This is a genomic window from Maribacter antarcticus DSM 21422 (genome assembly GCF_000621125.1).
Classification (GTDB): domain Bacteria; phylum Bacteroidota; class Bacteroidia; order Flavobacteriales; family Flavobacteriaceae; genus Maribacter; species Maribacter antarcticus.
On the sequence record NZ_JHZC01000008.1, the window covers coordinates 218,362 to 242,135 of the forward strand.

The 23,774-nt window shown below is 37.4% G+C and carries 24 protein-coding genes; 13 read left to right on the forward strand and 11 right to left on the reverse strand.

Going from position 1 to position 23,774, the window contains the following annotated elements; genetic code table 11:
* The first annotated feature begins 412 nt into the window (after nucleotides 1–412).
* Nucleotides 413–1,333 carry a LysR family transcriptional regulator gene (locus tag Q360_RS0109530; protein ID WP_027076887.1) on the forward strand — a complete coding sequence of 307 codons (921 nt, stop codon included), beginning with the start codon at nucleotides 413–415 and terminating at the stop codon, nucleotides 1,331–1,333.
* A 7-nt stretch (nucleotides 1,334–1,340) separates the two neighbouring features.
* On the opposite strand, the gene Q360_RS0109535 is transcribed toward Q360_RS0109530, so the two are convergent.
* The 3 genes from Q360_RS0109535 to Q360_RS0109545 form a co-directional block, all read right to left on the reverse strand.
* A complete protein-coding gene (locus Q360_RS0109535) occupies nucleotides 1,341–1,658 on the reverse strand; it encodes a hypothetical protein (protein ID WP_027076888.1) in 318 nt (105 codons plus the stop codon).
* Between the two features lie 102 nt (nucleotides 1,659–1,760).
* Entirely contained in the window at nucleotides 1,761–2,144 is a 384-nt protein-coding gene (locus tag Q360_RS0109540) for a hypothetical protein (RefSeq protein WP_027076889.1), read from the reverse strand.
* A gap of 18 nt (nucleotides 2,145–2,162) precedes the next feature.
* The gene (locus Q360_RS0109545) at nucleotides 2,163–2,552 is read right to left on the reverse strand and encodes a hypothetical protein (protein WP_027076890.1); all 390 of its coding nucleotides are present in this window, start codon (nucleotides 2,550–2,552) and stop codon (nucleotides 2,163–2,165) included.
* Between the two features lie 143 nt (nucleotides 2,553–2,695).
* Here Q360_RS0109545 and Q360_RS22900 point away from each other — a divergent pair, with 143 nt between their 5' ends.
* From Q360_RS22900 to Q360_RS0109580, 7 genes are all read left to right on the forward strand, one after another.
* Complete coding sequence (locus Q360_RS22900; protein ID WP_036195557.1) at nucleotides 2,696–3,370, forward strand: TetR/AcrR family transcriptional regulator; 675 nt, start codon at nucleotides 2,696–2,698, stop codon at nucleotides 3,368–3,370.
* A 6-nt stretch (nucleotides 3,371–3,376) separates the two neighbouring features.
* Nucleotides 3,377–5,056 carry a peptidase domain-containing ABC transporter gene (locus Q360_RS0109555; protein WP_027076891.1) on the forward strand — a complete coding sequence of 560 codons (1,680 nt, stop codon included), beginning with the start codon at nucleotides 3,377–3,379 and terminating at the stop codon, nucleotides 5,054–5,056.
* The gene (locus Q360_RS0109560) at nucleotides 5,049–6,401 is read left to right on the forward strand and encodes an HlyD family secretion protein (protein WP_027076892.1); all 1,353 of its coding nucleotides are present in this window, start codon (nucleotides 5,049–5,051) and stop codon (nucleotides 6,399–6,401) included. Before Q360_RS0109555 ends, Q360_RS0109560 begins: the two co-directional genes overlap by 8 nt.
* A gap of 2 nt (nucleotides 6,402–6,403) precedes the next feature.
* Nucleotides 6,404–7,807, forward strand: a complete 1,404-nt coding sequence (locus Q360_RS0109565; RefSeq protein WP_027076893.1) for a TolC family protein — start codon at nucleotides 6,404–6,406, stop codon at nucleotides 7,805–7,807.
* 14 nt (nucleotides 7,808–7,821) lie between these two features.
* Complete coding sequence (locus tag Q360_RS0109570) at nucleotides 7,822–8,706, forward strand: YitT family protein (protein WP_036195559.1); 885 nt, start codon at nucleotides 7,822–7,824, stop codon at nucleotides 8,704–8,706.
* Nucleotides 8,707–8,962: 256 nt separating this feature from the next.
* Nucleotides 8,963–9,328: a hypothetical protein gene (locus tag Q360_RS0109575; protein WP_027076895.1), complete on the forward strand. Its 366-nt coding sequence runs from the start codon at nucleotides 8,963–8,965 to the stop codon at nucleotides 9,326–9,328.
* A gap of 322 nt (nucleotides 9,329–9,650) precedes the next feature.
* Nucleotides 9,651–10,262, forward strand: coding sequence for a thioredoxin family protein (locus Q360_RS0109580; RefSeq protein ID WP_036195562.1), 612 nt, complete (start codon nucleotides 9,651–9,653; stop codon nucleotides 10,260–10,262).
* On the opposite strand, the gene Q360_RS0109585 is transcribed toward Q360_RS0109580, so the two are convergent.
* The 6 genes from Q360_RS0109585 to Q360_RS0109610 form a co-directional block, all read right to left on the reverse strand.
* Nucleotides 10,245–10,916, reverse strand: coding sequence for an energy transducer TonB family protein (locus Q360_RS0109585; protein ID WP_245603235.1), 672 nt, complete (start codon nucleotides 10,914–10,916; stop codon nucleotides 10,245–10,247). The two genes, Q360_RS0109580 and Q360_RS0109585, sit on opposite strands and share 18 nt — an antisense overlap.
* Before the next feature lie 106 nt (nucleotides 10,917–11,022).
* Nucleotides 11,023–11,727 (reverse strand): tRNA pseudouridine(55) synthase TruB, encoded by a 705-nt coding sequence (truB, locus tag Q360_RS0109590; RefSeq protein ID WP_027076898.1) that lies wholly within the window; start codon nucleotides 11,725–11,727, stop codon nucleotides 11,023–11,025.
* A 169-nt stretch (nucleotides 11,728–11,896) separates the two neighbouring features.
* A complete protein-coding gene (locus Q360_RS0109595) occupies nucleotides 11,897–12,694 on the reverse strand; it encodes an undecaprenyl-diphosphate phosphatase (protein WP_027076899.1) in 798 nt (265 codons plus the stop codon).
* Nucleotides 12,695–12,958, reverse strand: coding sequence for a DUF3098 domain-containing protein (locus Q360_RS0109600; RefSeq protein WP_027076900.1), 264 nt, complete (start codon nucleotides 12,956–12,958; stop codon nucleotides 12,695–12,697).
* 75 nt (nucleotides 12,959–13,033) lie between these two features.
* Nucleotides 13,034–13,912: a cell division protein FtsX gene (locus tag Q360_RS0109605; RefSeq protein ID WP_027076901.1), complete on the reverse strand. Its 879-nt coding sequence runs from the start codon at nucleotides 13,910–13,912 to the stop codon at nucleotides 13,034–13,036.
* A 123-nt stretch (nucleotides 13,913–14,035) separates the two neighbouring features.
* Entirely contained in the window at nucleotides 14,036–15,967 is a 1,932-nt protein-coding gene (locus Q360_RS0109610; RefSeq protein WP_051554650.1) for a T9SS type B sorting domain-containing protein, read from the reverse strand.
* A gap of 135 nt (nucleotides 15,968–16,102) precedes the next feature.
* Here Q360_RS0109610 and Q360_RS0109615 point away from each other — a divergent pair, with 135 nt between their 5' ends.
* The 5 genes from Q360_RS0109615 to Q360_RS0109630 all read left to right on the forward strand — a co-directional run bounded on the left by Q360_RS0109615 (nucleotide 16,103) and on the right by Q360_RS0109630 (nucleotide 21,458).
* Nucleotides 16,103–19,081 (forward strand): leucine--tRNA ligase, encoded by a 2,979-nt coding sequence (locus tag Q360_RS0109615; RefSeq protein WP_027076903.1) that lies wholly within the window; start codon nucleotides 16,103–16,105, stop codon nucleotides 19,079–19,081.
* Between the two features lie 36 nt (nucleotides 19,082–19,117).
* The gene (locus Q360_RS26620) at nucleotides 19,118–19,237 is read left to right on the forward strand and encodes a PQ-loop domain-containing transporter (protein ID WP_245603236.1); all 120 of its coding nucleotides are present in this window, start codon (nucleotides 19,118–19,120) and stop codon (nucleotides 19,235–19,237) included.
* Entirely contained in the window at nucleotides 19,195–19,371 is a 177-nt protein-coding gene (locus Q360_RS25190) for a PQ-loop repeat-containing protein (RefSeq protein WP_245603237.1), read from the forward strand. The genes Q360_RS26620 and Q360_RS25190 overlap by 43 nt, the downstream gene beginning before the upstream one ends.
* Before the next feature lie 142 nt (nucleotides 19,372–19,513).
* The gene (gene ald / locus Q360_RS0109625) at nucleotides 19,514–20,614 is read left to right on the forward strand and encodes an alanine dehydrogenase (RefSeq protein WP_027076904.1); all 1,101 of its coding nucleotides are present in this window, start codon (nucleotides 19,514–19,516) and stop codon (nucleotides 20,612–20,614) included.
* A gap of 148 nt (nucleotides 20,615–20,762) precedes the next feature.
* Complete coding sequence (locus Q360_RS0109630; protein WP_027076905.1) at nucleotides 20,763–21,458, forward strand: zinc metallopeptidase; 696 nt, start codon at nucleotides 20,763–20,765, stop codon at nucleotides 21,456–21,458.
* A 334-nt stretch (nucleotides 21,459–21,792) separates the two neighbouring features.
* On the opposite strand, the gene Q360_RS0109635 is transcribed toward Q360_RS0109630, so the two are convergent.
* Nucleotides 21,793–22,263: an Lrp/AsnC ligand binding domain-containing protein gene (locus Q360_RS0109635; protein WP_027076906.1), complete on the reverse strand. Its 471-nt coding sequence runs from the start codon at nucleotides 22,261–22,263 to the stop codon at nucleotides 21,793–21,795.
* A 90-nt stretch (nucleotides 22,264–22,353) separates the two neighbouring features.
* Nucleotides 22,354–23,727, reverse strand: coding sequence for a saccharopine dehydrogenase family protein (locus Q360_RS0109640; protein ID WP_027076907.1), 1,374 nt, complete (start codon nucleotides 23,725–23,727; stop codon nucleotides 22,354–22,356).
* Nucleotides 23,728–23,774: the final 47 nt, after the last annotated feature.

Here is a 23,774-nt window from a genome sequence, read left to right on the forward strand (position 1 = left end):
AAATCATGTTTTACTTGTTCTGTAAAATGTTGGCATTAAAGATTATTTGGCTTTAGGGCGAGGGATTATTTTTGTAGTCACACTATTTTTTTGAATAAATCGAGTTTAAATATTAGGGAAGCCATGTTCACTCTTATCTAAGTAGTTTAACAATACGCTTTCTATTAAATTTTTTGATTGTCAAAGTGGATGGGGCTCGGGTGAAACCGGAATGGATACTCGAGTTGTTTTACGTATTATCGGTATTTTTGGTTTTAGGAGAGTGCTAATTTCTAAAACATAATAGGCTAGTTGGCTATGAGCTTGTAAGCCAGTTGTTGTGATAAATACAGCGGTAATTATTTTTAGTTTTATAGTCAGTTTATTATAAAATTTTTATTTATTTTTATTATCCAATGTATAAATATTTTTTATGAACTATACGCTACATCAATTAAGGGTTTTTTTGAAGGTAACAGAGATGAAGAGCATTACAAAAGCTGCCGGGGAACTATTTTTGACGCAACCAGCGGTATCAATTCAATTGAAGAACTTTCAGGATCAGTTTTCTATTCCTTTGACAGAAGTAGTAGGTAGAAAACTATATGTAACAGATTTTGGTATCGAAATTGCAGAGGCCGCTGAAAAAATTATAGAGCAGGTATACGCGATAAACTATAAGTCTTTGGCATATGAAGGTAGTTTGTCTGGTAAGCTTAAGATTTCCATTGTATCTACGGGACAATACGTGATGCCATATTTTTTAAGCGACTTTATCAATGCTAATACTGGAGTAGAACTGTTTATGGATGTTACTAATAAATCCAAGGTTGTAAAATGCTTGGAGGAGAACGAGATAGATTTCGCCTTGGTTTCGGTAGTTCCTGATCATCTGAAGGTCAGCTGTGTTGAGCTCATGGAAAACAAGTTATTTCTTGTAGGGGGCACTAAAAAGGAAATAAAAAAGAAAATTGATAAGAATATTTTTGCTCAACTACCCCTAATTTATAGGGAGCAAGGTTCGGCAACACGCGTAGTGATGGAGGAGTTTATTAAGAGCAATAAGCTACCTACATCAAAAAAAATAGAACTTACATCCAACGAGGCCGTGAAACAAGCCGTAATGTCAGGTTTAGGTTATTCGATAATGCCTCTGATTGGTATCAAAAACGAATTGCGGAATAAAGATTTGCAAATTATCGAGGTAGTTGGCTTGCCTATAAGCACTACATGGAACCTAGTTTGGCTCACAGCTAAAAAATTATCACCTGCGGCTACTGCATTTTTAGAGTACGTAAAGTTAGAAAAAAAGCAGATAATAGCAGATCATTTTAGCTGGGTCTATGCTAGTTAATATAACACTAAACTTTAGCTGTATTCTCTCGCAATAGATGGGCTAATGAATCATCCATATAAATAATCGGAACTGCATACAGCATAGGCATCTTATCCTTGAATGACGTTTTGAGAACTTCATTTATAGTGGAGAATAATAGGGCCTTAGTTTTACCTATGATAAGTGTTCGTTTTTCCCTTACCATTTCTCCGTTTTCTGCTTTCTTTTGAAAGATTATTTTTTCGGAAATAGCGGCCTGTAATAATAGTTTTTTATCCATTAAAAGACGGATAATGTCCAGGGCTTGTGCCTGATTATTGGCCATAATGTGTGCTAGAATCATAACTTAAGGTTTACCGTTAACGACCTAAGGTCGTTTGTAATAATTGCTGGCCTACTAGCGCAATAGCGCTTAAGTACAGCCTGTATTTATGGTGTAAGTAGGTTAATGTTGTGCTATTATATTTTCCTTTTTTAGGGTTTTCAACTCTTTATTAGCAAGTGCTTTATCTAAATTTGATGTCACTTTAGGAAAGAATCTAAAGAAATTTCGACCATCTTTTCTTGTAAGTACCACATCTTTACTGCCGTCCTCGGTGGTTATGATTTCTATTACGATAAGCTTTTTACCAATCAAATTATTAAAAGTAGCAATAGCTCCTCTTTTGATAATAATATTTGGTTTAGGAAAGTCTATGTATTGGTAGGAAGAACTAGAGGGTTGACTTAACACTAAAACATCTCCTATGGCTATAGTATTGTCTTGCTCTTGCGCATTTAACAAACCTACAGATGTTATAAATGCCAGATAAAGGCCTAATTTTTTCATAACTATAAATATTTGAGTTTATGGTATTATGTTTACCTCAAGTATCGATTTGCTTTCTAAATTTCGCACAGGTGTTAACTTCGCTCTCATTGTGGAATACAGATTGAAAAAGTTATTCCCATCTTCCCTTCTCAATACTACGTTTTGTGTTCCATCTGAAGCGATATCCAAGCTATCTACGATAAGTTTGCTTCCATATATATTAAGGTAGTTTCCCATTCCGTCCAAATCGTTGACTCCTCCCACAATAATTGTAGCGCCTTTTACTGGCAAACTAATTTCATTCGTACCTACTAATGTAGTATTTATCGGAGTTTGGTTCTGCTCAAAGGTGAGGCGAAAAAGCTCTTGAGCCCCTACCATAGTTGTTGTTAAACCAAAAAATATATAGAGTAGTATTTTTTTCATAACATGACTGTTAACACATATTCAATGATAAATATATTGAAAAAGTAAATTACTAAACGCATAGCGCTCGTTAAATATTGGTTAAACTATCATAATATAGTAGTAATACTATTATATTTGCATTGAAATTTAAATAGATATGTATGGAGCATTTGCTACAAACAGTTAAAATAGGGATTAATAAAAAAATTTATGTTAAGGATCCTGAGTCTTCTGATTTAGGAAGAAGAATTATAGAAAATAGTATCCTTATGATAAATGAGATGGGCTTTGAAAGCTTTACGTTTAAAAAGTTGGGTATAAAGATTGGTTCTAATGAAAGTTCTATTTATCGGTATTTTGAAAATAAGCACAAATTACTATTATACTTAACTTCATGGTATTGGGGATGGTTGGAATATCAATTGGTTTTTGCTACAAATGGAATCAAGGATGAGCGTGAAAAATTAGCTGCCGCTGTAGAAATAGTCACCAAAACTACAGTAGAAGACAATGCTTTTTCACATATAAACGAAGTGCTTTTGAATAAAATTGTAATTAACGAGTACTCCAAGTCCTACCTTACTAAGGAAGTGGATGACGAAAACAAGGAGGGTTATTTTGTAATTTATCAAAGGTTGGTTAATCGCCTAAAGGATATGATAAAGAATTTAAACCCAGACTATCAATATCCCTCTAGTTTGGCCAGTACGATTTTGGAAGGTTCACTACATCAACATTTTTTAAAGAATCATTTTAGTTCTTTAACAGATTGTAGGGGTAATGATGATTTGGGGAAGTATTTTTCTAGTCTTGTGTTCTCCGTGCTTAAATCTTAAAAGAAGATGTCAAAAAATATATTAACCGCTTGGCAGCGGCTTATAGGGATGTTGCGTTTAGACAAGCGCGATATTTTTCAGATTTTTTATTATGCTATTTTTGCAGGGTTGGTTAACCTCTCCCTGCCCTTGGGTATTCAGGCTATTATCAATTTAATACAAGGTGCACAGGTAAGTACTTCTTGGGTTATATTGGTGATTATGGTCACTTTAGGAGTAGCCTTCGTAGGAGCATTACAGTTGATGCAGATACGTATTATAGAAAATGTACAGCAGAAGATTTTCACTAGGGCCTCTTTTGAGTTCGCCTATCGGTTTCCAAAAATGAAAATGCGTGAGCTCTACAACAATTATCCTCCAGAACTAGCGAATCGCTTTTTTGATGTGCTTAATATTCAAAAGGGACTATCTAAGCTTTTACTGGATTTTCCAGCTGCCTTACTACAGATAATATTCGGGCTTTTACTGCTGTCTTTTTACCATCCGTTTTTTATCGTTTACGGGATATTGCTTTTGGTTCTCATTTATGTGGTATTTAAGTTTACTATAGAAAAGGGATTGAAAACTAGTTTGGTAGAATCCAAGAGCAAGTATAAAATGGCACATTGGATACAAGAGGTGGCCAGATCTATTGTAAGTTTCAAGTTATCTGGAAGAACCTCCCATGCCTTAGAGAAAACTGATGGTTTGGTAGAAAAGTATCTTGATGCCAGGGAAAGCCATTTTAAGGTTCTGGTGTTGCAGTTCATTCAAATGATTGGTTTTAAGGTGCTCGTTACTGCTGGGCTTCTTTTAATAGGTGGGTTGTTGGTGCTTAACCAAGAAATGAACATTGGACAATTTGTTGCTGCGGAAATCATTATTTTATTGGTTATCGCCTCCGTGGAAAAACTAATAATGGGTCTAGAGTCCTTTTATGACGTGTTGACAGCTTTAGAAAAACTAGGTCAGGTAGTAGACAAGGATTTAGAACCCCAAGAAGGTCAAGAATCTTTTGGGGAGGAGCAGGGGCTTACTATAGAGTTAGACCATGTTTCTTATGGGGTTCCAGAATCCCAGTCAAAGATAATCGACGATATTTCGTTCACTATAACCCCCTCCTGTTCTATCCTATTACAGGGTTCTGCGGGGTCTGGAAAAACTTCCCTGTTACGTCTTATTTCGGGCATAGCAGACCCTATTGAAGGGAGTATCTATGTGAATGAGGTCTCCCTAAAGGGTGTTAACCTAAACCGTTATAGGGCTCAACTAGGACAATCGTTATCCGAGGAATCTCCTTTTGAAGGCACTTTCTTGGATAACATTACTTTCGGAGACACCTCCATCTCAAAAGAACAAATATATTGGGTATTGGAGCATACAGGTTTAAACAAATTTGTTAAGAAACAACCCTTGGGGTTAAATACTGTGATTTACCCGGAGGGCAAACAAATATCCTTTACAATAGCGAAAAAAATCGTTTTGGCGCGAAGTATTGTGCGAAAGCCTAAAGTTCTTATTCTCCAAGAGCCATTAGATCATCTTGATGAGCTTGAAGCAAATAAGATTATGGATTTTCTAACTTTGCCAGAGCATAAATGGGCGCTCATCATCGTTAGCAAGAACCCCAGATGGGCAGAACGATGTGAAAGGGTACTGACTTTAGATAACGGAAAATTAATTAGCGATATCCAAAACAATGCTTAATATTTCAAGGAGTGGCTTATACAAGAAGGTAAATCTTTCTGGCTTTAAATCTACAGAGAAGGTTTTTCATAAAAGACATTACAAACGCTTTAACCAGTTTCTTAAGGTGTTTGCACTGGTGATGGTAATCATATTGTTTTTACCCTGGACCCAGAATGTAAGCGGTAAAGGGTTTTTGACTACCCTTACCCCAGATCAGCGCCCACAAACCATACAATCTCAAATACCAGGAAGGATAGAAAAATGGTATGTACTCGAAGGTGATTATGTTAAAAAGGGTGATACGATACTATTTATATCTGAAATTAAGAGCGAATATTTTGATCCCATGTTAGTAGAAAGGACAGGAGATCAAATAAGGGCTAAATCGGCTTCTGTTGTGTCTTATGAAGGCAAGGTGAATGCTTTGAATAATCAAATTAGTGCGCTAGGTACTGAACGTGGTTTAAAGTTGGAGCAAGCACGAAATAAGTTATTGCAAGCAAAATTAAAGGTTCAAAGTGATAGTATTGATTTGGAGGCTGCAAAAACGAATATAAAAATTGCCCAACGCCAGTTTGAACGTACGGAGTTATTAGAAAGTGAAGGTTTAAAAGCAGTCACCGATGTAGAAGAAAAACGATTAAAATTACAGGAAACGCAAGCAAAGTTAATTTCGCAGGAGAATAAATTATTAGCTTCCAAGAACCAAGTTATAAATGCTGAGGTAGAAATCAATAGTGTAAAGGCGTCTTACACGGACAAAATTTCAAAGGCCCAAAGTGATATGTTTACCGCACAGTCCAGTCAGTTGGATTCGGAAGCGCAGGTCACCAAATTAGAAAATGAAAGGACGAATTACGTAATGCGTAATTCCTTGTACTATATTCAAGCACCTCAGAATGGTTTTATTAACAGGGCCATACAAGGGGGTATAGGAGAGACCTTTAAAGAGGGTGATCCGTTAGTGGGTATTATGCCATCGGATTATGAAATGGCCGTGGAGACTTTCGTAGCGCCAATAGATTTACCATTAATACATTTGGGAGAGAAGGTTAGAATAGAGTTCGATGGTTGGCCAGCTATTATCTTTAGCGGTTGGCCAAACGTCTCTTATGGAACTTATGGGGGCACTGTTGTGGCTATAGAAACTTTTATAAGTACCAATGGTAAATATAGAGTTTTGTTAGCTCCCGATAAAGATGATTATGCTTGGCCTAAGGATATTAGGGTAGGTTCTGGCGCAAATACTATAGCTTTATTAGAGGACGTTTCTATCTGGTTCGAACTTTGGAGACAATTGAACGGGTTCCCGCCAAACTATTATCAGCCTCTTGGCGCCCAAGCTAACCCGATAAAGAGATAACGATGCGGAACCTAGTTTTAATTCTATTTTTTTTAATGGTTATTACACCTAGACTTCAAGCACAGGATTCAATTGTGTTGCAGTTTAACGAGTATCTTGGTTATGTAAAAAAATATCATCCTATAGCCAAACAGGCAGAACTTGCTATAGGTATGGGGCAAGCAAACCTCATGAAATCTAGAGGTGGATTTGACCCGAAGATAGAGGTTGATTATGCGAGAAAGGAATTCAAGGGTACAGAGTATTACGACGAATTGAATGCAACATTTAAGATTCCCACATGGTACGGGATAGATTTAAAAGGTAATTTTGAACAGAACGAAGGGTCCTTTTTGAATCCTGCCGAAACTGTTCCTACGCAAGGCCTCTATAGTGCTGGTGTAGCGGTTTCCTTGGGAAGGGGTTCTTGGATCAATGAACGCATGGCAACACTAAAGCAAGCAAAATTCTTTAGGGAACAGACCATAGCAGATCGTGATTTGTTGGTCAATCAAATACTGTTCGATGCCTCTTTAACCTATTTTGATTGGCTACAAGCATATAGGGACAGTAAGGTTTTTATAAACTTCCTCAACAACGCACAAATTAGGTTTGAGGGCATAAAGAAAAGCGCCCAAGCTGGAGAAATAGCAGCTATAGATACCGTAGAAGCAAAAATTGCCGTTCAAAGTAGAGCCTTGGAATTAGAGCAGGCAAGGGTTAGGTTTAGAAACAAGTCCTTGGAACTCTCTAATTTTTTATGGCTTAATGATAATATTCCTTTAGAACTTCAGTCCAATGTAATTCCTGAGGAGGATATTGCGGCCGACATTGATAGTACACTAGAGATTTTAGGAAAACCATTAGATAGTTTTACAGTTCAAAACCACCCAAAACTTAAATCCTTAGGGTTTAAAATAGATGGTTTAGAGGTGGATAAACGATTAAAGATTAATAAATTATTACCTACTATAGACATAGATTATAATTTCTTAACGGAAACACCTGAGTTCAGTAACTCCTTTGTAACGGACCAGTATAAGGGTGGGCTCACCCTTCAAATGCCCTTGTTCTTGAGAAAGGAACGTGGAGATTTGAGGTTGGCAAAAATTAAATTGCTAGATGCGGAGTTTGAGTTTGACAACGCACAAATCGAGATACGCAACAAGGTTTTTGCTATTTACAACGAGCTAGTTTCCTTTCAAACGCAAAATGTATTGATACAGGATATTGTCACTAATACCAGAGCACTACTTTCTGCTGAGGAAAGGAAGTTTAGCTTTGGAGAAAGTTCTTTGTTTTTAATTAATACACGAGAAAGTAAACTTATCGATGCGGTGCTAAAACAAAATTTGGTACAAAATAAGTACTACTCCGCCAAGGCCAAACTATTCAATAGTTTGGCCGTGAACCCAGAAAATCTTTAAATATTAGCATTTATATGCCAAATAAAAACATCGAAAAGCTTGAACTAGCAGACTACAAGCAGTGGTTAAAGGATTCATTCTTTATTGTGCTAGGTATTTTTTCTGCAGCATTTGGATTAGATAGTTTCTTACTTCCCAATAAGTTTATAGACGGCGGAGCAACAGGTATTTCACTTCTGATTGCAGAAGTTGCCGACGTACCTTTGTACATTCTCATCATGTTGGTAAACATTCCATTTGTAGTTCTAGGGTACAATGTAATCGGAAGGGTATTCGCAGTCAAGACTGCCTTTGCCATATTGGGTTTGGCATTGGTGCTGTTTACGGTTGATTTTCCAGAAATCACAGAAGATAAATTACTGGTAGCTGTTTTTGGAGGCTTTTTTCTTGGAGCTGGTATAGGGCTTTCCGTAAGGGGCGGAAGTGTGTTGGATGGTACTGAAGTACTTGCCATTTACCTTAGTAGAAAATTAGGAACAACCATTGGGGATATTATTATTCTTATTAACGTTCTAGTGTTTTTAGCTGCTGCTTATTTACTTTCTATAGAAACGGCGTTGTATTCCATGCTCACCTATTTAGCAGCTTCCAAAACTTTAGACTTTGTCATAGAAGGAATAGAGGAGTATACCGGTGTAACGATTATTTCCGATAAGAACGAGGAAATAAGAGCGATGATTACTGAGAAATTAGAAAGGGGGCTTACCGTTTATAAGGCAAAAGGTGGTTATGGAAGGCAAGGAGAGCGTAACGAATACGATGTTATTTTTACCGTAATTACAAGGTTAGAAATAAGAAGGCTTAATATTGAAATTACAAAAATAGACCCCAAAGCTTTTGTAGTCATGAGTAAAATAAACGACACAAGGGGCGGCATGATAAAGAAAAGGGCTATTTGACCTATGCGGTACGTTTATTAGTTAATACTGTATTTCTCCACTTTATGTAGTACTCAAAATATATTTCACGGAATGAATGGTAGTGATGTAACAGTTGATTTTGCTACACTGTGATAGCAATACTATTGATAAATGATATATTAACTATTGTTTAACGGACTATTACTCTCATTATGAATTTTCTTAACTATTTTTACTCAATATACTAGGTAAATAACCTAGGCTATTTATAGCAGAAATGTAAAAAGACAAAAGCATGAAAAAGAGTAGACCTGTATTGTTTCCAGAATTTATCGGTAATGAAAATATGTCAAACACCGTTGACGTTAGATGGCAGGATATTAGACCCAGTCATAAATTGAAAATTGGTAGTCCATCCAATAGGTATTATGAGTATATATATCCCTCACTTAATTTTAAAAAACATAGTTTGGATAACTTAAGGGAGTTGTTAGATTTTGAAGGAATTGAAGTTTATGTAAGGAGTGTTTTAAAAATGAAAAATGGAGAGTCCTACGCGGTTTTAGCTAGGAAAGGAGACGTTCCTTTCGCCAAGCATATAGTTCATATTTTCGCTGAAATTAAAAAGTCGCATAGCTCATTTGAACTATTAGACGTCTAGTTATACATACATCAATACGTTCTAAAAAACTCAAGACGTTTAGCTTTTGGCATTATATTTTGTAATAAAGGGAACCCTTATTTTGTTTGAAACTGCCTGAACATTGCCGTGCCATAGCCAACTTGTAGTTGTTGATACATCTTTAGTTCTTATTTCCGATTAAAACTAGTGTGAAATCCGGTCATTATAAAAAACATTAAACTTCAGCGTAAGGTTTAAAGTAGAGCTTACACCAACATAACTTTGATAGGAAAACACCGTTTATTAAGTTTGTAATTTGCGTTGAATATTTAAAGAAATATAGACATACACAACCAATTTTATGATAAAGTCAATAGATGAGCTTGTACAAGAATCTTTGCCTAAAGCAATGTCTTATTCTCAATATAGAGACTTGGTTGCCAACTTAGCCAAGGATAGTAAATCAACCGGTCCTTCGCAGACAGATGATTTGGCAAAGTATACCAAGTTGAACGACCGGCGAATGAAACGCTGGGATAAATTATTTAAGATTAACGAGACAGCTACGCAAACTATTCGTAATACTGCTAAAAACCACACCTGGCTTGTCTTAACCGAAAGTTGGTGTGGAGACGCGTCTCCTGCCCTTCCGGTTATGGAAAAAGTAACTGCTGTGAGTACTGCTATTAACTTAAAAGTTATTCTAAGGGATGAAAATGTGTTGCTCATGAATCGGTTTTTGACCAACGGCGGCATGTCTATACCTAAACTTATCGTTTGGGATAACACCAGCCAAAACGTGCTTGGAAGTTGGGGTCCACGCTCCCAAAATGCCGCAAAACTAGTTGAAGAACATAAGGGATTGCATGGCACTATCTTACCAGGGTTTAAGGAAGAGCTGCAAATCTGGTACAATACCGATAAAGGGCAGAGTATTTTAAAGGAATTAGTAGCGTTACTTGCTTTGAAATAGATAAGTAATGGTGCCCTTTTGAAGTACTTTGGATGCACTGCTGAATTTTGCTTTTAAGGCATAAGCAATGGCATTGTCTACCAAGCATCCATTGGAAGTGCCTGAACTTTTTTCGTTAAAACTAGCATCGGTAACATAACCATTAGCGTCTACTTCTATATTTACTACTACTTTCCCTCCTTCTATACAAGTGTAGATAGGAGGCGGAAGCCTATAATTATTGCGTTCTAACAAGGAGTAGGATATAGTGGTCTTTTTTTCGGCTAGATAATTTGTAAATTCTTTTTTTTGTGCTTCCTTTTCTCCTAAAAGCTGTTTTTTTTCTTCCCGTTTTTTAGTAAGTTCTTTTACTCTAGCTGCATATTCCGAGTCGGCGATTAAATCTTCAGATGGCTTCCCTGTCTCCGAAGCTGCTTTTTCTTCTAAAATTTCGTCTAGCGTCTTTAAGGGTTCGGGATTTCCGTAGCTAGGCTTGGCAGTCTCGTTGAAGGCTGTGTGGGTCTCTATAGCTTGCGACTGTTCCTTGGCAATTTCTTTTTTAAGGATTTCCTCCAACAATTCTTCGTCCAGGATCATTTCAACGATATAGTCTTCATCCTTCTCCGTTTTCTCCCCTAATTGAATAGCATATAATGCCAATACAACAATTGACATCGAGAATATGGTAATTATTAAAGCTAATTGTTGCCTGCTTAAATTCATGGATATACAACTTCTTTTTTTAAGAAATAGTGCAAGAAACAAGTCAAATGTATAAGGCTTAGGTGTCTAACTCTTTTAGTACTATTTCTTCAAAGACTTCTGGGTCTATGGCTTTATCTACGTTGTAAACCCCTATTTTGGTTCTTCTAAGTGAAGATAAATACCCCCCTGAGTTTAAGGCTTTTCCAAAATCATGGGCAATGGAGCGAATATAGGTTCCCTTGCTACAAACAATACGGAACGTAATATGGGGAAATTCTATCCCAGTTATTTCAAATTTGGTCAGTGTTACCTTTCTGGTTTGTAGCTCTACTTTCTTGCCTTCACGTGCGTACTCATATAATCTTTTCCCATCTTTTTTAAGAGCGGAAAACATTGGTGGAGTTTGGTCTATCTCGCCAATGAATTTTTTGGTGGTCTCATGTACAAGTGCTCCGGTAATATGGTCTGTGGTAAACGTTTTATCTACAGCAGTTTCAAGATCGTAGGAAGGTGTTGTTCCCCCAAGTGTTATAGTTCCCGTGTATTCTTTCTCTTGTCCTTGAAACTCATGTATTCTCTTAGTGAATTTGCCCGTGCAGATAATCAACAGTCCGGTTGCCAAAGGGTCTAAGGTTCCAGCATGGCCTATTTTAATTTTTTTCAAGCTAAAGCGTTTTTTTAAAACCCACTTTAACTTATTTACCGCTTGGAAAGAGGTCCACCCCAAGGGCTTGTCTATCAATAATATTTGGCCGTTTAAGTAGTCTTCTTTTGTTTTCAAGCTCCTTTAAGTAATTATGTTTTCGCGGTGCGCTTTTGTTGAAACCGGCTTTCCTGCCTATAAATTAACCCAAAAGAAATAGCCTAATCTGAAGTTTTAGGAAAGCGAAAAGAAGCATTAAAATTTGCCAAATATCGATTACAGAACTCCTATTTAACTTGGTGTAATTTTAGGGACTCATAAAGCCGTAAACAATGGCAATTAACCCAACAACTAAACAGTAAATGGCAAAATAGCTCAACTTACTTTTCCGTACTAATTTTATCATCCATGTACAGGCAGCAAGTCCGGCAATAAAGGCTGCGATAAACCCTGCTCCCATAGCTACATTGTTTTCTCCATTAAAAGTAAGGTCGCCGCTAAGTAAATCTTTTGCGATTTTTCCAAAAATTAAAGGAACTACCATTAAAAAAGAAAAGCGGGCCGCTTTTGATTTATCGACTCCTAAAAGAACAGAGGTAGATATCGTGGCGCCACTTCTAGAAATTCCTGGTAGCATTGCAATGGCCTGTGAAATTCCTACGATAAAGGCAGTTGCAAATCTTACTTTCTTATTTGTATCCTTTGCTTTGTCTGCGAAATAAAGTAGTACTGCGGTAATCAAGAGCATAAAGCCAACAAAGCGAATATTACCACCAAAAAAAGCTTCTAACTGCTCTTCAAAGAACAATCCAACGAAAACTGCTGGTAGCATGGAAATAATTATTTTAACGGAAAACTGACTTTCCTCGTTCCATTTAAACTGAAAAAGTCCGCTCAGAATTTCCCAAACATCTTTCCTAAACACCACAATAGTACTCAGTGCAGTTGCAAAATGAAGTATAACGGTAAATAACAGACTTTCCTCCGGCACGGAATTATCTCCTAAAATAACTTTACCTAATTCTAAATGGCCACTGGATGAAACCGGTAAAAACTCTGTTAGTCCTTGGATTATACCTAGGATAATGGCATCTAAAATTTCCAATTAGTTTTTAGTTTTATGCGGATTTAACAAAATAGCGTATACTTCTATGCCTAGTCCTATAAGCACCAATGTGGGCGCTAAACGAATTCTTCTAAAATTGAATATCTCAGGGTTGAATACATTAGGGTCGTCTGTACCTCCACCACTCATTAGTATAAAACCTAATGTAATACAGGCTAGGCCTATACCCATGAAAAGGTAATTTTTCTTTTGAAATATAAATTCTTGTTTTGCAGAGGAGGGTATAATTTTCTTTTTACTCATAATACAAAGTTAGCAAAGTTGGTCATAAGTATATTAGTCTCAGCAAATAAAAGGATAGTGTCCCGTAGGTAATGCTTAATAATAGAGCTCGTCCGTTCTAAGGTTTAAAAATCGTTGGGTAGCAAAATAAGTGCTGGTCAAAGAAATAAGGATGCCTAATACGAAAACACCCACAAGTAAACTTATAATTATATAAGGTTCATCTAAAAGTCCTAAATCTTGAAAATTAGTATTTACGTAATACAGCACGCCAGCTATCGCTATCAAAGCCAAAAGGGCTCCTAACATGCCTAGTTTTATATTTTGCCATATAAAAGGTTTTCGAATAAAGGTTTTTGTCGCTCCTACCATTTGCATTGTTTTAATGACGAATCGCTTGGAATAGATAGATAAGCGAATGGAGCTATTAATCAATAATACAGCGATGAGTGTAAAAATAGCGCTAGCGGTTAAAATCCAAAAACCGATTTTTTCAACACTTTTTGCTACCATGCCTACCAATATCTTGTCATAGCTTACCTCGTCCACATAACTTTTTTCAGCTAGTGTATTAGCGATTTCTGTTACTTTTTCTTCTGTTACAAAATCGGCCTTTAGGTTTACGTCGATAGAGTTTTTTAAGGGATTGTAACCAAGGTAATCCACGAAATCCTCCCCAATAGCTTCGCTATGTTTTTTAGCAGCTTCTTCTTTAGATACATACAGAGCAGATTTGGCATAGTCCGCCAGGGTCAAAGTTTTTTGCAATTGTTCTATCTCTATCTCCTTGGCATTTTCTTTAAGAAATATAGAAATGGTAATCTGTTCTTTGGAGCGGTCTGCCATTTTTTTGGTATTCAAAACCAAAAGTCCCAATATCCCCAACAAAAAAAGCACCAAGGCTATACTAAGTACTACCGAAAAATAGGAGGAAATCAGCTTTCGCTTTTGGTAATTTTCAAAAGAAGTACTCATAGGCCTGTTTAAGTATTGTAAAAGTAGGAAAGTAATGTGAAATGAGCCTCAATAATTAACAATGCTATTATTTAACAAGATATGTAACTGGCTTTAAGAATGATTTCTAATCAAAATAAAATACTATTGTTTTAAAACAAAATAACCGTTGCGTACTGTACCTTCTACACGCAAGCGATACCAATAATTTCCTGAAGGCATTTGAGCTCCATTAAAAGTGCCGTCCCAAGCTGGGTTGTTTTGGCTAGTATTTTTTAGGAGTTGTCCAAATCGGTTAAAAATGGATAGCTCATAGGAGGTAAAGTACTCCAGTCCTTCTGGTAAGAAAAGATCATTGTTTCCGTCAGCATTCGGAGTGAAGAATTTAGGAACTACCAAGTGGATAAATTCTTGACTTATCATACCACAGTTATCGCCGTAACGGATATTAATCGTGTATCTACCTCCTATTATTGTTTCAAATAAAGGACTTGTTTGAAATGCACCGTTGTCCAAGGTAAATTCAAATTGTCCTGTGTTCTCCAAATCAACGATGATATTGGAGCCATCTGACTTAATGTTCTTGATTATGGGAAGCGTAACAGGAACTACCGAAATACTTTTAGTGTTGGAACAACCTTCGAGGTTGGTTGCCATAACCGTATATTCTCCTGGCGTTATTATGGAAATCTCTTCTGTAATCTCCCCGGTATTCCATACATAACTGACGTTGTCCAAATCCGCAGAAATGATAATGGTGCTTCCATCGCAAATCTCAATGACTTCGTCAATGATGCGAGGTATTGGATTTATGGTATAGATTAGCATTGTTCTCGTGTCCGATGAGCAATCTATACTTCCAGAAAATGCTTCAGCAAAGTAGGTGCCAGAAACAGTAGGTGTGAAGCTGACGGTCTTTTCTGCTAAAAGCGCACCACCTGTTGGTGCGTCGTACCAATTAACAGCGGTTCCAACAGGAACGGAAACTAGCAAGGGTGTCTCCTCATTTTCACATAGGCTAACATTACCATTACTAACTGGTGGCTGTGGCGTAGGTATTAAGATTATTTCAAAAACATCGGATATCACATTACAAAGGTCGTTGGATAGGTTTATTATATCTTCCGCCACCTTGGTCCTAAAATAGGTCGTAGTGTTTATCGTTGGTGTGCTAAAAGTACTGTTATTTGCCGCTGGAATATCAATCCAAAGCACTTGATCATTACTTTGCTGCCATTGATAAGCATAGCTTGTAAAGATAGAACCATCAGGTGTTGCCTCTAATGTCGTTGTAATTCCGCCTTGCCCTTCACAAGATATAATACCCATTTCGTTTTGATCATTGGATAAGGTAATGGCATCTCCACAAGAGGAAAAAGCGATATCATCTATGGCAAGGTCGTTTCCGCAGCCCCCATTACTATTATTTCGCATTTTTAGAATTACGGAGGTCTGTCCTGGAAGTGTTTTGAATACTAGAGCATACTGTTCCCATAACGGTGCGTTGCGGTTGGGAATATCGCCCGTGTCGCCTTGTGCCAAAAGATTGGTGTCCGTTTCGTCCCAAATCTGAAAGCGTACGTTTACTGGAATACCTATAGCTTCACAAGAACTCTGTGGAAGTAGGTTTATGAGCCAAGCAGAAAACTCATAACTTGTATTTTCGCACAAGCCTGTTACCGGTCGTTGGTAGAATTCCCCAGCGGTAAAACTGGCATTAACCACAAAGGCTTTACCGTTAACATCTCCAGGCGTGTGATCTGGTACATTGTGCCAATCAAAAAAGTTGGTAGTACTAGAAATAGTGTAATTCCCATCGCTCGGCATGCTTGTTACAAAGTTATATGTAGTGGTACCTACTGGTAAAGCAGGGCCATTTGTAAGGCCAGACCCAAAATCCTCTGTAAAAATAGGACTGCCTGAGTTTCCACTACAAAAGCCCAGTTGCCCGCTAAGTTCCTTGGAGAAAAATCCAATGATACAATAGAAGAGGAAGAGGGATTTTAAGGGATTTTTTTTCACACCTTTAAAGGTACTGTTTTTGGGTATCATGTTTTGTTTTCCGCGTAATTCCATAGCTAAAAGTGTTAATCGTTAATATCTTTTTAATTTTCATCGATTACGCCTATTTTTGTCCCGTAAAATAAGGGCATGTAAAAGTATCGATACCTGATATTCTAAGCACGAGCTTTTGTTTTTATACCGTATCCTATGAACTACGATTTTAATGCAATAGAAGAGAAATGGCAAAGCTATTGGGGCCAAAACCAAACCTTTAAGGCAGAGAACAATTCTGATAAAGAAAAATTTTATGTTTTGGATATGTTTCCGTATCCCTCAGGTGCAGGTCTCCATGTAGGTCATCCTTTAGGCTATATTGCTAGTGATATTTATGCCCGTTATAAAAGACATAAAGGATATAATGTGCTGCATCCGCAAGGATATGATTCCTTTGGATTACCAGCAGAACAATATGCGATACAAACGGGTCAGCATCCTGCTATAACAACTGCGGAGAATATAAAAACATATAGACGACAACTAGATCAATTGGGCTTTTCGTTTGACTGGAGCAGGGAAGTACGAACTTCCGACCCTAGTTATTACAAGTGGACACAATGGATTTTTATTCAGCTATTCAATTCATGGTACAATAAGGAAACCAATAAAGCCGAAGATATTGAAACCTTAATTGCCGTTTTTAAGTTGGCTGGGAATACAGGGATAAATGCAGTTTGTGATGATACTACAGAAGAATTTACGGTAGCGGATTGGTCAGCGTATTCTGATACTGACAAACAGGAAATCCTATTAAAATACAGGTTGACGTATTTGGCTGAAAGCGAAGTCAACTGGTGTCCCGCATTGGGAACGGTATTAGCAAATGATGAAATTATAAATGGAGTTTCCGAACGGGGAGGGTACCCCGTTATCCGTAAGAAAATGACGCAATGGAGTATGCGTATTTCTGCATATGCGCAGCGTTTGCTAGATGGTTTGGGGAAAATAGATTGGCCACAGCCATTAAAGGATTCACAAACTAACTGGATTGGTCGTTCTCAAGGTGCATCGGCTATATTTAATGTAAATGGTCACGATGCTGTTATTGATGTTTTTACAACAAGGCCGGATACTATTTTTGGAGTTTCGTTTATGACCTTAGCACCTGAGCATGATTTGGTAGCTAAAATCACTACTGACGAACAAAAAGCTAAAGTTGAGGCTTACATAGAAGCTACTGCAAAACGTTCTGAGCGAGATCGCATGGCAGATGTTAAAACCATTTCAGGTGTTTTTACAGGTGCTTTTGCAGAACATCCGTTTACAAAAGAACAGGTGCCTATTTGGATAGGGGATTATGTTTTGGCAGGGTATGGAACTGGTGCCGTCATGTCCGTACCTTGCGGAGATCAGCGTGATTATGATTTCGCGAAACACTTTAATATTCCTATTCCTAATATTTTTAAAGGGGTAGATATTACGGAAGAGGCTTTTGCTGATAAGGAGAAAGTAGTGATTACGAATTCCGACTTTTTAGACGGATTAGGGCAGAAGGAAGCCAGTAAAATAGCGATTCAAACACTCGAGACTTTAGGTCAGGGCGAAGGCAAGATAAATTACCGCCTACGCGATGCCGTTTTTAGTCGCCAGCGCTATTGGGGAGAACCTTTCCCGGTCTATTATGTGAACGGGATGCCTCAAATGATTGCCGCTGAGTTTCTGCCTATAACATTACCTGAAGTAGAGAAATATTTACCCACGGAGACAGGAGAGCCTCCGTTAGGAAATGCAACTGTTTGGGCTTGGGACACGAAAAAGAATACTATTGTTTCTAATGATTTAATAAATCATAAAACGGTATTTCCATTAGAATTAAACACTATGCCTGGTTGGGCGGGTAGTTCCCAGTATTTTAACCGCTACATGGATTCACAAAATGAAAACGCTATCTTTTCAGAAGAAGCCATCAACTACTGGCAAGACGTAGATTTATATATTGGCGGTAGCGAGCACGCTACAGGGCATTTATTGTATTCTCGTTTTTGGCAAAAATTCATGTTCGATAAAGGCTTGGTGCCAAAAGATGAGTTTGCTAAGAAGCTGATTAATCAAGGAATGATTACAGGTACTAGTGCTTTTGTTTGTAAGCTCGGAATTCAGCCCGGTTTTGACAAAGAAGTAGCCTTTAGTAGTAATGAAATTAATCGTTTAAACCACGTTTTCGTATCATTATCTAAGTTTGAAGAGCTAAAAGGGATGCCTAGTTTGGTAATTGAATTAGAAAAACAGCTTAGTGATTTTTTTTTAGCTAAATATGATTCAAAATTAACCACTTTTAGAATTGTTCTTGCAGATTCTTTTACAATTCATACCGATGTCTCTTTGGTAGATTCTTCTAATCAGTTGGATATACAAGGGTTTAAGAAGTGGAGACCAGAATATTCGGAGGCGGAATTCATAACAGAGGAAGATGGAACTTTTAAAGTTTCCCGCGAAATAGAAAAAATGTCTAAGTCTAAGTACAATGTGGTCAATCCGGATGCTATTTGTGAGGAATATGGGGCAGATAGTCTGCGATTATACGAAATGTTTTTAGGCCCTTTGGAACAGTCTAAGCCATGGAATACGGCTGGAATCACAGGAACGCATTCGTTCTTGAAAAAATTATGGCGTTTGTTTCATTCTGACGCTGAAAGTTCTTTTTTGGTTTCGGAAGAGGAACCTACGAAGGATGCTATGAAAACACTCCACAAAACCATCAAAAAAGTAGAAGAGGATATAGAAACCTTTAGCTTTAATACATCGGTTTCTACGTTTATGATATGCGTGAATGAGTTATCCAGTCAAAAATGTACGAGTCGGGGTATTCTGGAACCACTAGCTATTCTGGTTTCTCCTTATGCACCTCATATTGCAGAAGAGCTTTGGGAGAAGTTAGGAAATATTGAATCTGTCTCCACAGCGCCTTTCCCAGAATTTGAGCCAAGTTATTTGGTGGAAAGCGCCAAGGAATATCCGATTTCATTTAATGGAAAAATGCGTTTTAAACTAGAGTTGCCATTAGCTCTAAGCAAGGATGAAATCGAAGCAGCTGTTATGGCGCATCAAAAAACAAAAGACCAATTACAAGGCAGAATCCCTAAAAAGGTTATTATTGTCCCAGGCAAAATTGTAAATATTGTTGGTTAATGATAACAGAAGCTAATTAGGTTGTAATAGTAACAAATGGACTATATAGAAATACTAGGATTAGTAGCCGCTACCCTAAACACGGCTGCTTTTGTTCCTCAGCTGCATAAAACATGGAAAGAAAAATCAAGGAAGGATATTTTCTTGATGATGTAACTTGTTCTGTTGTTCGTCGTATTACTTTTGTTGACATACAGCGGTTTTTAGAAAGCCTACCAATTATTTTAGCAAATACAATCACAGTAGTTTTACTTTTATTTATCACTTTATTAAAAATGAAACAAAAATAATCACCATATACCCCTATATATTTAGGGGTATATGGTGATTATATAGCATATTGTAAATAGAAGCCTCTGTATTTTACCGAGTAATTATTTTGAAATCGTTTTAATTATCACAACTTAGTGGTCTAATTAAAAACGTATAATCATGATTGTTGGTATTCCTAAAGAAATTAAGAACAACGAAAGTAGAGTGGGTATAATACCTGCTGGTGTTTTTGAATTGGTAAAAAACAACCATACTGTATATATTCAGACTGGGGCAGGAGATGGTAGTGGCTTCTTTGATGCCGACTATCAACAGGTTGGCGGTTTAATTTTAGAAACAATTGAAGAGGTATATGCGATTGCAGAGATGATTGTAAAAGTTAAGGAACCTATACTTGAAGAATATGATTTAATACGCGAGGGCCAAATTTTGTTTACGTACCTCCATTTTGCTTCGAGTGAGCCATTGACCAAGGCCATGATAAAACAAAAAGCAATTTGTATAGCCTATGAGACTGTCGAAGACGAGGAAGGAACCTTACCATTATTAACCCCAATGTCTGAAGTTGCGGGAAGAATGGCCATTCAGCAAGGAGCGAAATATTTAGAAAAACCAGTAAAGGGCCGAGGCGTCCTTTTGGGCGGTGTTCCTGGCGTAGCTCCTGGTAAAGTGTTGGTGTTAGGTGCCGGAGTGGTAGGCATACAAGCTGCTAAAATGGCCGCAGGTTTAGGGGCTCACGTGACCTTAATGGACATCAATATGAAGCGTCTTAGATATGCTAACGATGTGATGCCGCCACACGTGATTACAGAATTTTCCAACGAATACAACATCAGAAAACATATCAAAACACATGACCTTATTATTGGTGGTGTCTTATTAAAAGGGAGAAAGGCTCCTAACCTTATTACAAGGGATATGCTTAGGGAAATGCGACCTGGAACTGTAATCGTAGATGTGGCAGTAGACCAAGGTGGTTGCGTGGAAACAACAAAGCCAACAACCCATGAAGACCCTATTTACATAATAGACGATGTCGTACACTATTCCGTGGCTAATATGCCAGGAGCCGTGCCTTACACCTCTACTATAGCTTTGACCAATGTTACCTTGCCTTATGCCTTGCGTTTGGCCAATTTAGGCTGGGAAGCAGCCTGTGAAATGGATGAAAGTCTTAAAAAAGGATTGAATATAGTTTCTGGTAAAGTAGTATATCAAGAAATTATTGAAGCATTTGGCTGGGAAAAAGGCTTTGTTTAAGAGTACATTTTGTCAGTAGTAATATACCTCGCGGGTCTTTTTACAGTCATAAAGGGATTTGGCGAGGTTTTTGCTTTCAATTATTGGATTTCGATAACAAAGAGGAATCTTTAGTATATTTAATTTGAATTCAAAAAATTGAAAGATTATGATGGGATATTATATATTGATAGGTGCTATTGCTTTGGTAAGCTGGTTGGTAAGTCGCAAGTTAAAAAGCAAGTTCAAGCACTACTCTAATGTCCACTTGCAAAATGGAATGAGTGGCGCTGAGATTGCACAGAAAATGCTAGATGATCACGGTATTAGAGATGTTAAGGTAGTATCTACTCCTGGGATGTTAACCGATCATTACAACCCAAAAAATAAAACGGTAAACCTAAGTGAGGGTGTTTATAACCAAAGAAATGCATCTGCAGCAGCTGTTGCGGCTCACGAAGTTGGCCATGCGGTGCAACATGCTCAGGCATACGAGTGGTTGGGAATGCGTTCCAAGTTAGTGCCTATTGTAAGTGTTACCTCTAGCATGTCTACTTGGGTAGTTTTTGGCGGCTTGATACTTGGTGCGGCAGCGGGTTTCGGTTTGGGGTATTGGGTTGCTGTGGCAGGATTGGTAATGATGAGTTTTGCAACGCTTTTCAGTTTTATAACCTTGCCAGTTGAGTATGATGCCAGTAATAGAGCTTTAGCGTGGTTAAAGGATAAGAACATAGTTACTCAAGCCGAATATGCAGGTTCAGAGGATGCTTTAAAATGGGCGGCACGAACCTATTTGGTTGCTGCTATCGGTTCTTTAGCAACGTTGGTCTATTGGGGACTGCAGGTTTTTGGAGGTAGAGATTAAAACTTATTTAAAGAATATAAAGCCTGTCGGTTTCATACTGTACAGGCTTTTTTTGTGCGAATTTGATTAGATTATTTTAAAAAAGAAGTACGTTATAAAGTACTCGGTTACTTTTAAAAACTATCCTAGGGCTTGAAAGTAAAACCCTAAATTTTAATTACTAAAAAATCAAAAAATATATCACTTAAATCAAGTATAAGATTAAATCTATAATTTATCAAATAGTTGTTTAATACACAATTAATAGGTGACGTTGAGCTGTCTTTATTTGATTTTTTTGCGAGTGTTTTATATACCTGCTTGCGGCACATTCACTTTGGGTCAAATGATTGTATTAAATTGTTATCTGCCTATCTATTTGCTGGGCAAGGGAGATAAAGGTTTCTGTTCTGGAAACTCCTTCAATTTGCTGAATTTCTTTATTTAGAACATGCATTAAATGTTCGTTGTCCTTACATAAAATCTTAATGAGTATAGACCAGTTTCCCGTCGTGTAGTGGCATTCTAAAACTTCCGGTATTTTTTCCAATTGTTTTACCGCAACAGGATTGCTCATGGCCTTATCCAGATAAATTCCAATATAGGCCATTGTGGTGTAGCCCATAACTTTAGGGTTGATTACAAACTTAGAGCCGGCTAAAAGTCCAGAAGCCTCAAGTTTTCGTAATCTTTGATGTATTGCAGCGCCTGATATACCAATGTTTCGAGCAATTTCTAAAACTGGTTTACGTGCATCCTCCATTAAAAATCTTAAAATCTTCTTGTCTATACCGTCAATTTTAACATTTTTATTAGGTGATTTCATAAATAGCATATTAAGTTGAAATCAAAAGTAAACAAAATACCTTCGCATTGTTCGTTCAGAGAAGGTGTGTTACAGGTTTAGGAAAGGTGCTTAACTGGCAACAGAATCTGGATTGTAGCCCAAATAAGGAACATGGTGCTCCTTGAACGTAATACCATAGTTTTCCAATTCTTTGAGTATTGGGTTGTATACTTCTTTTGTAATAGGAATTTGTACTCCAGGTTTTGTTATTTTTTTATTTAAAATTAGCAGCGTGGCAATTGCAACAGGAAGTCCTACAGTCTTTGACATGGCGGTGTGAGTTCTGTCTTCACCTATGACTACCATATTCGAGTCAATTTGTTCTTGTTTGCCGTTAATTTCGTAGCCAAATTTATGGTACATGACAATCATATCTTTGTCTTCAGGTGCTAATGTCCAACTATCTTCTAGTATTTTTTGGAGGATTTGGGCAGGTGTAGCGTTTTTAAGTCCAACACGTTTTTTAGTATTAAAAATGTTTAGCTCTGTTAGCTTGTCCCACATAATATCGTCTTGATCTATTTTTAGGTAGTGACGTAATTTAAGCTCTACGGAGTCGGTTGGAGAATAAGGTAAAAATAGATTTACGAACTGGCGATAGGTCATGTTCTCAGAATCTTCAATGCTATAGCTATCTTCTGTCATTCCCAATTGTACGAACATATTCCATGCTTTGGAGAAACCTACCCTACGCACGGTGCCTCTGTAAATAGTAAGTGCATTTTGTAAACCGTAGGCTTCCTTATAGTTTAAGGAATCTCGGTTCGCATAACCTTCGAAGCGGCCATACCCTTTAATTTTAAAGAACTCCGTTCTCCTAAATAATTTATGATACGGTATAAATTTATAAGTGCTCTCCTGAATAAACTTTGCAGTTCCGCCTTGTCCTGCCAGTACTACATTTCTAGGATTCCAAGTAAACTTATAGTTCCAGAGGTTATTATCTGATTCTGGGGCAACTAGGCCTCCGGTAAAGGATTCGAATAAAAGAATTTTACCGCCTTTTTCTCTAATACGGTCAATAACCTGCATGGCGCTCATATGATCAATACCAGGATCTAGCCCAATCTCATTCATAAAAATAAGCCCGTTTTCTTTGGCTACTTTGTCTAGTTCCATTATTTCTGGACTTACATAAGATGCGGTGACTAAGTGTTTTTTAAAGCGAATACAATCCTCAGCAACTTTTATATGAAATCTAGCAGGAAGCATAGAAACCACAATATCCGCTTTTTGGATGGCAGCTGCGCGCTCGTCATCCTTAAATACATCTAAAACTAGAACAGTGCAGTTCGCATGTGATGTTATTTTTGTTGAAATGGATTCGGGATTCAAATCTCCAATGGTCAGATGTAAAGATTCACTTTCTGATTTCTCTAAGAAATAATCCAATAAATATGAGGTGGATTTACCAGCACCTACTACCAAAATTTTTCTAGACATGTGTATTGCTTATGTTTGTTATTGAATGCCGAACTAAGGTATCAAAT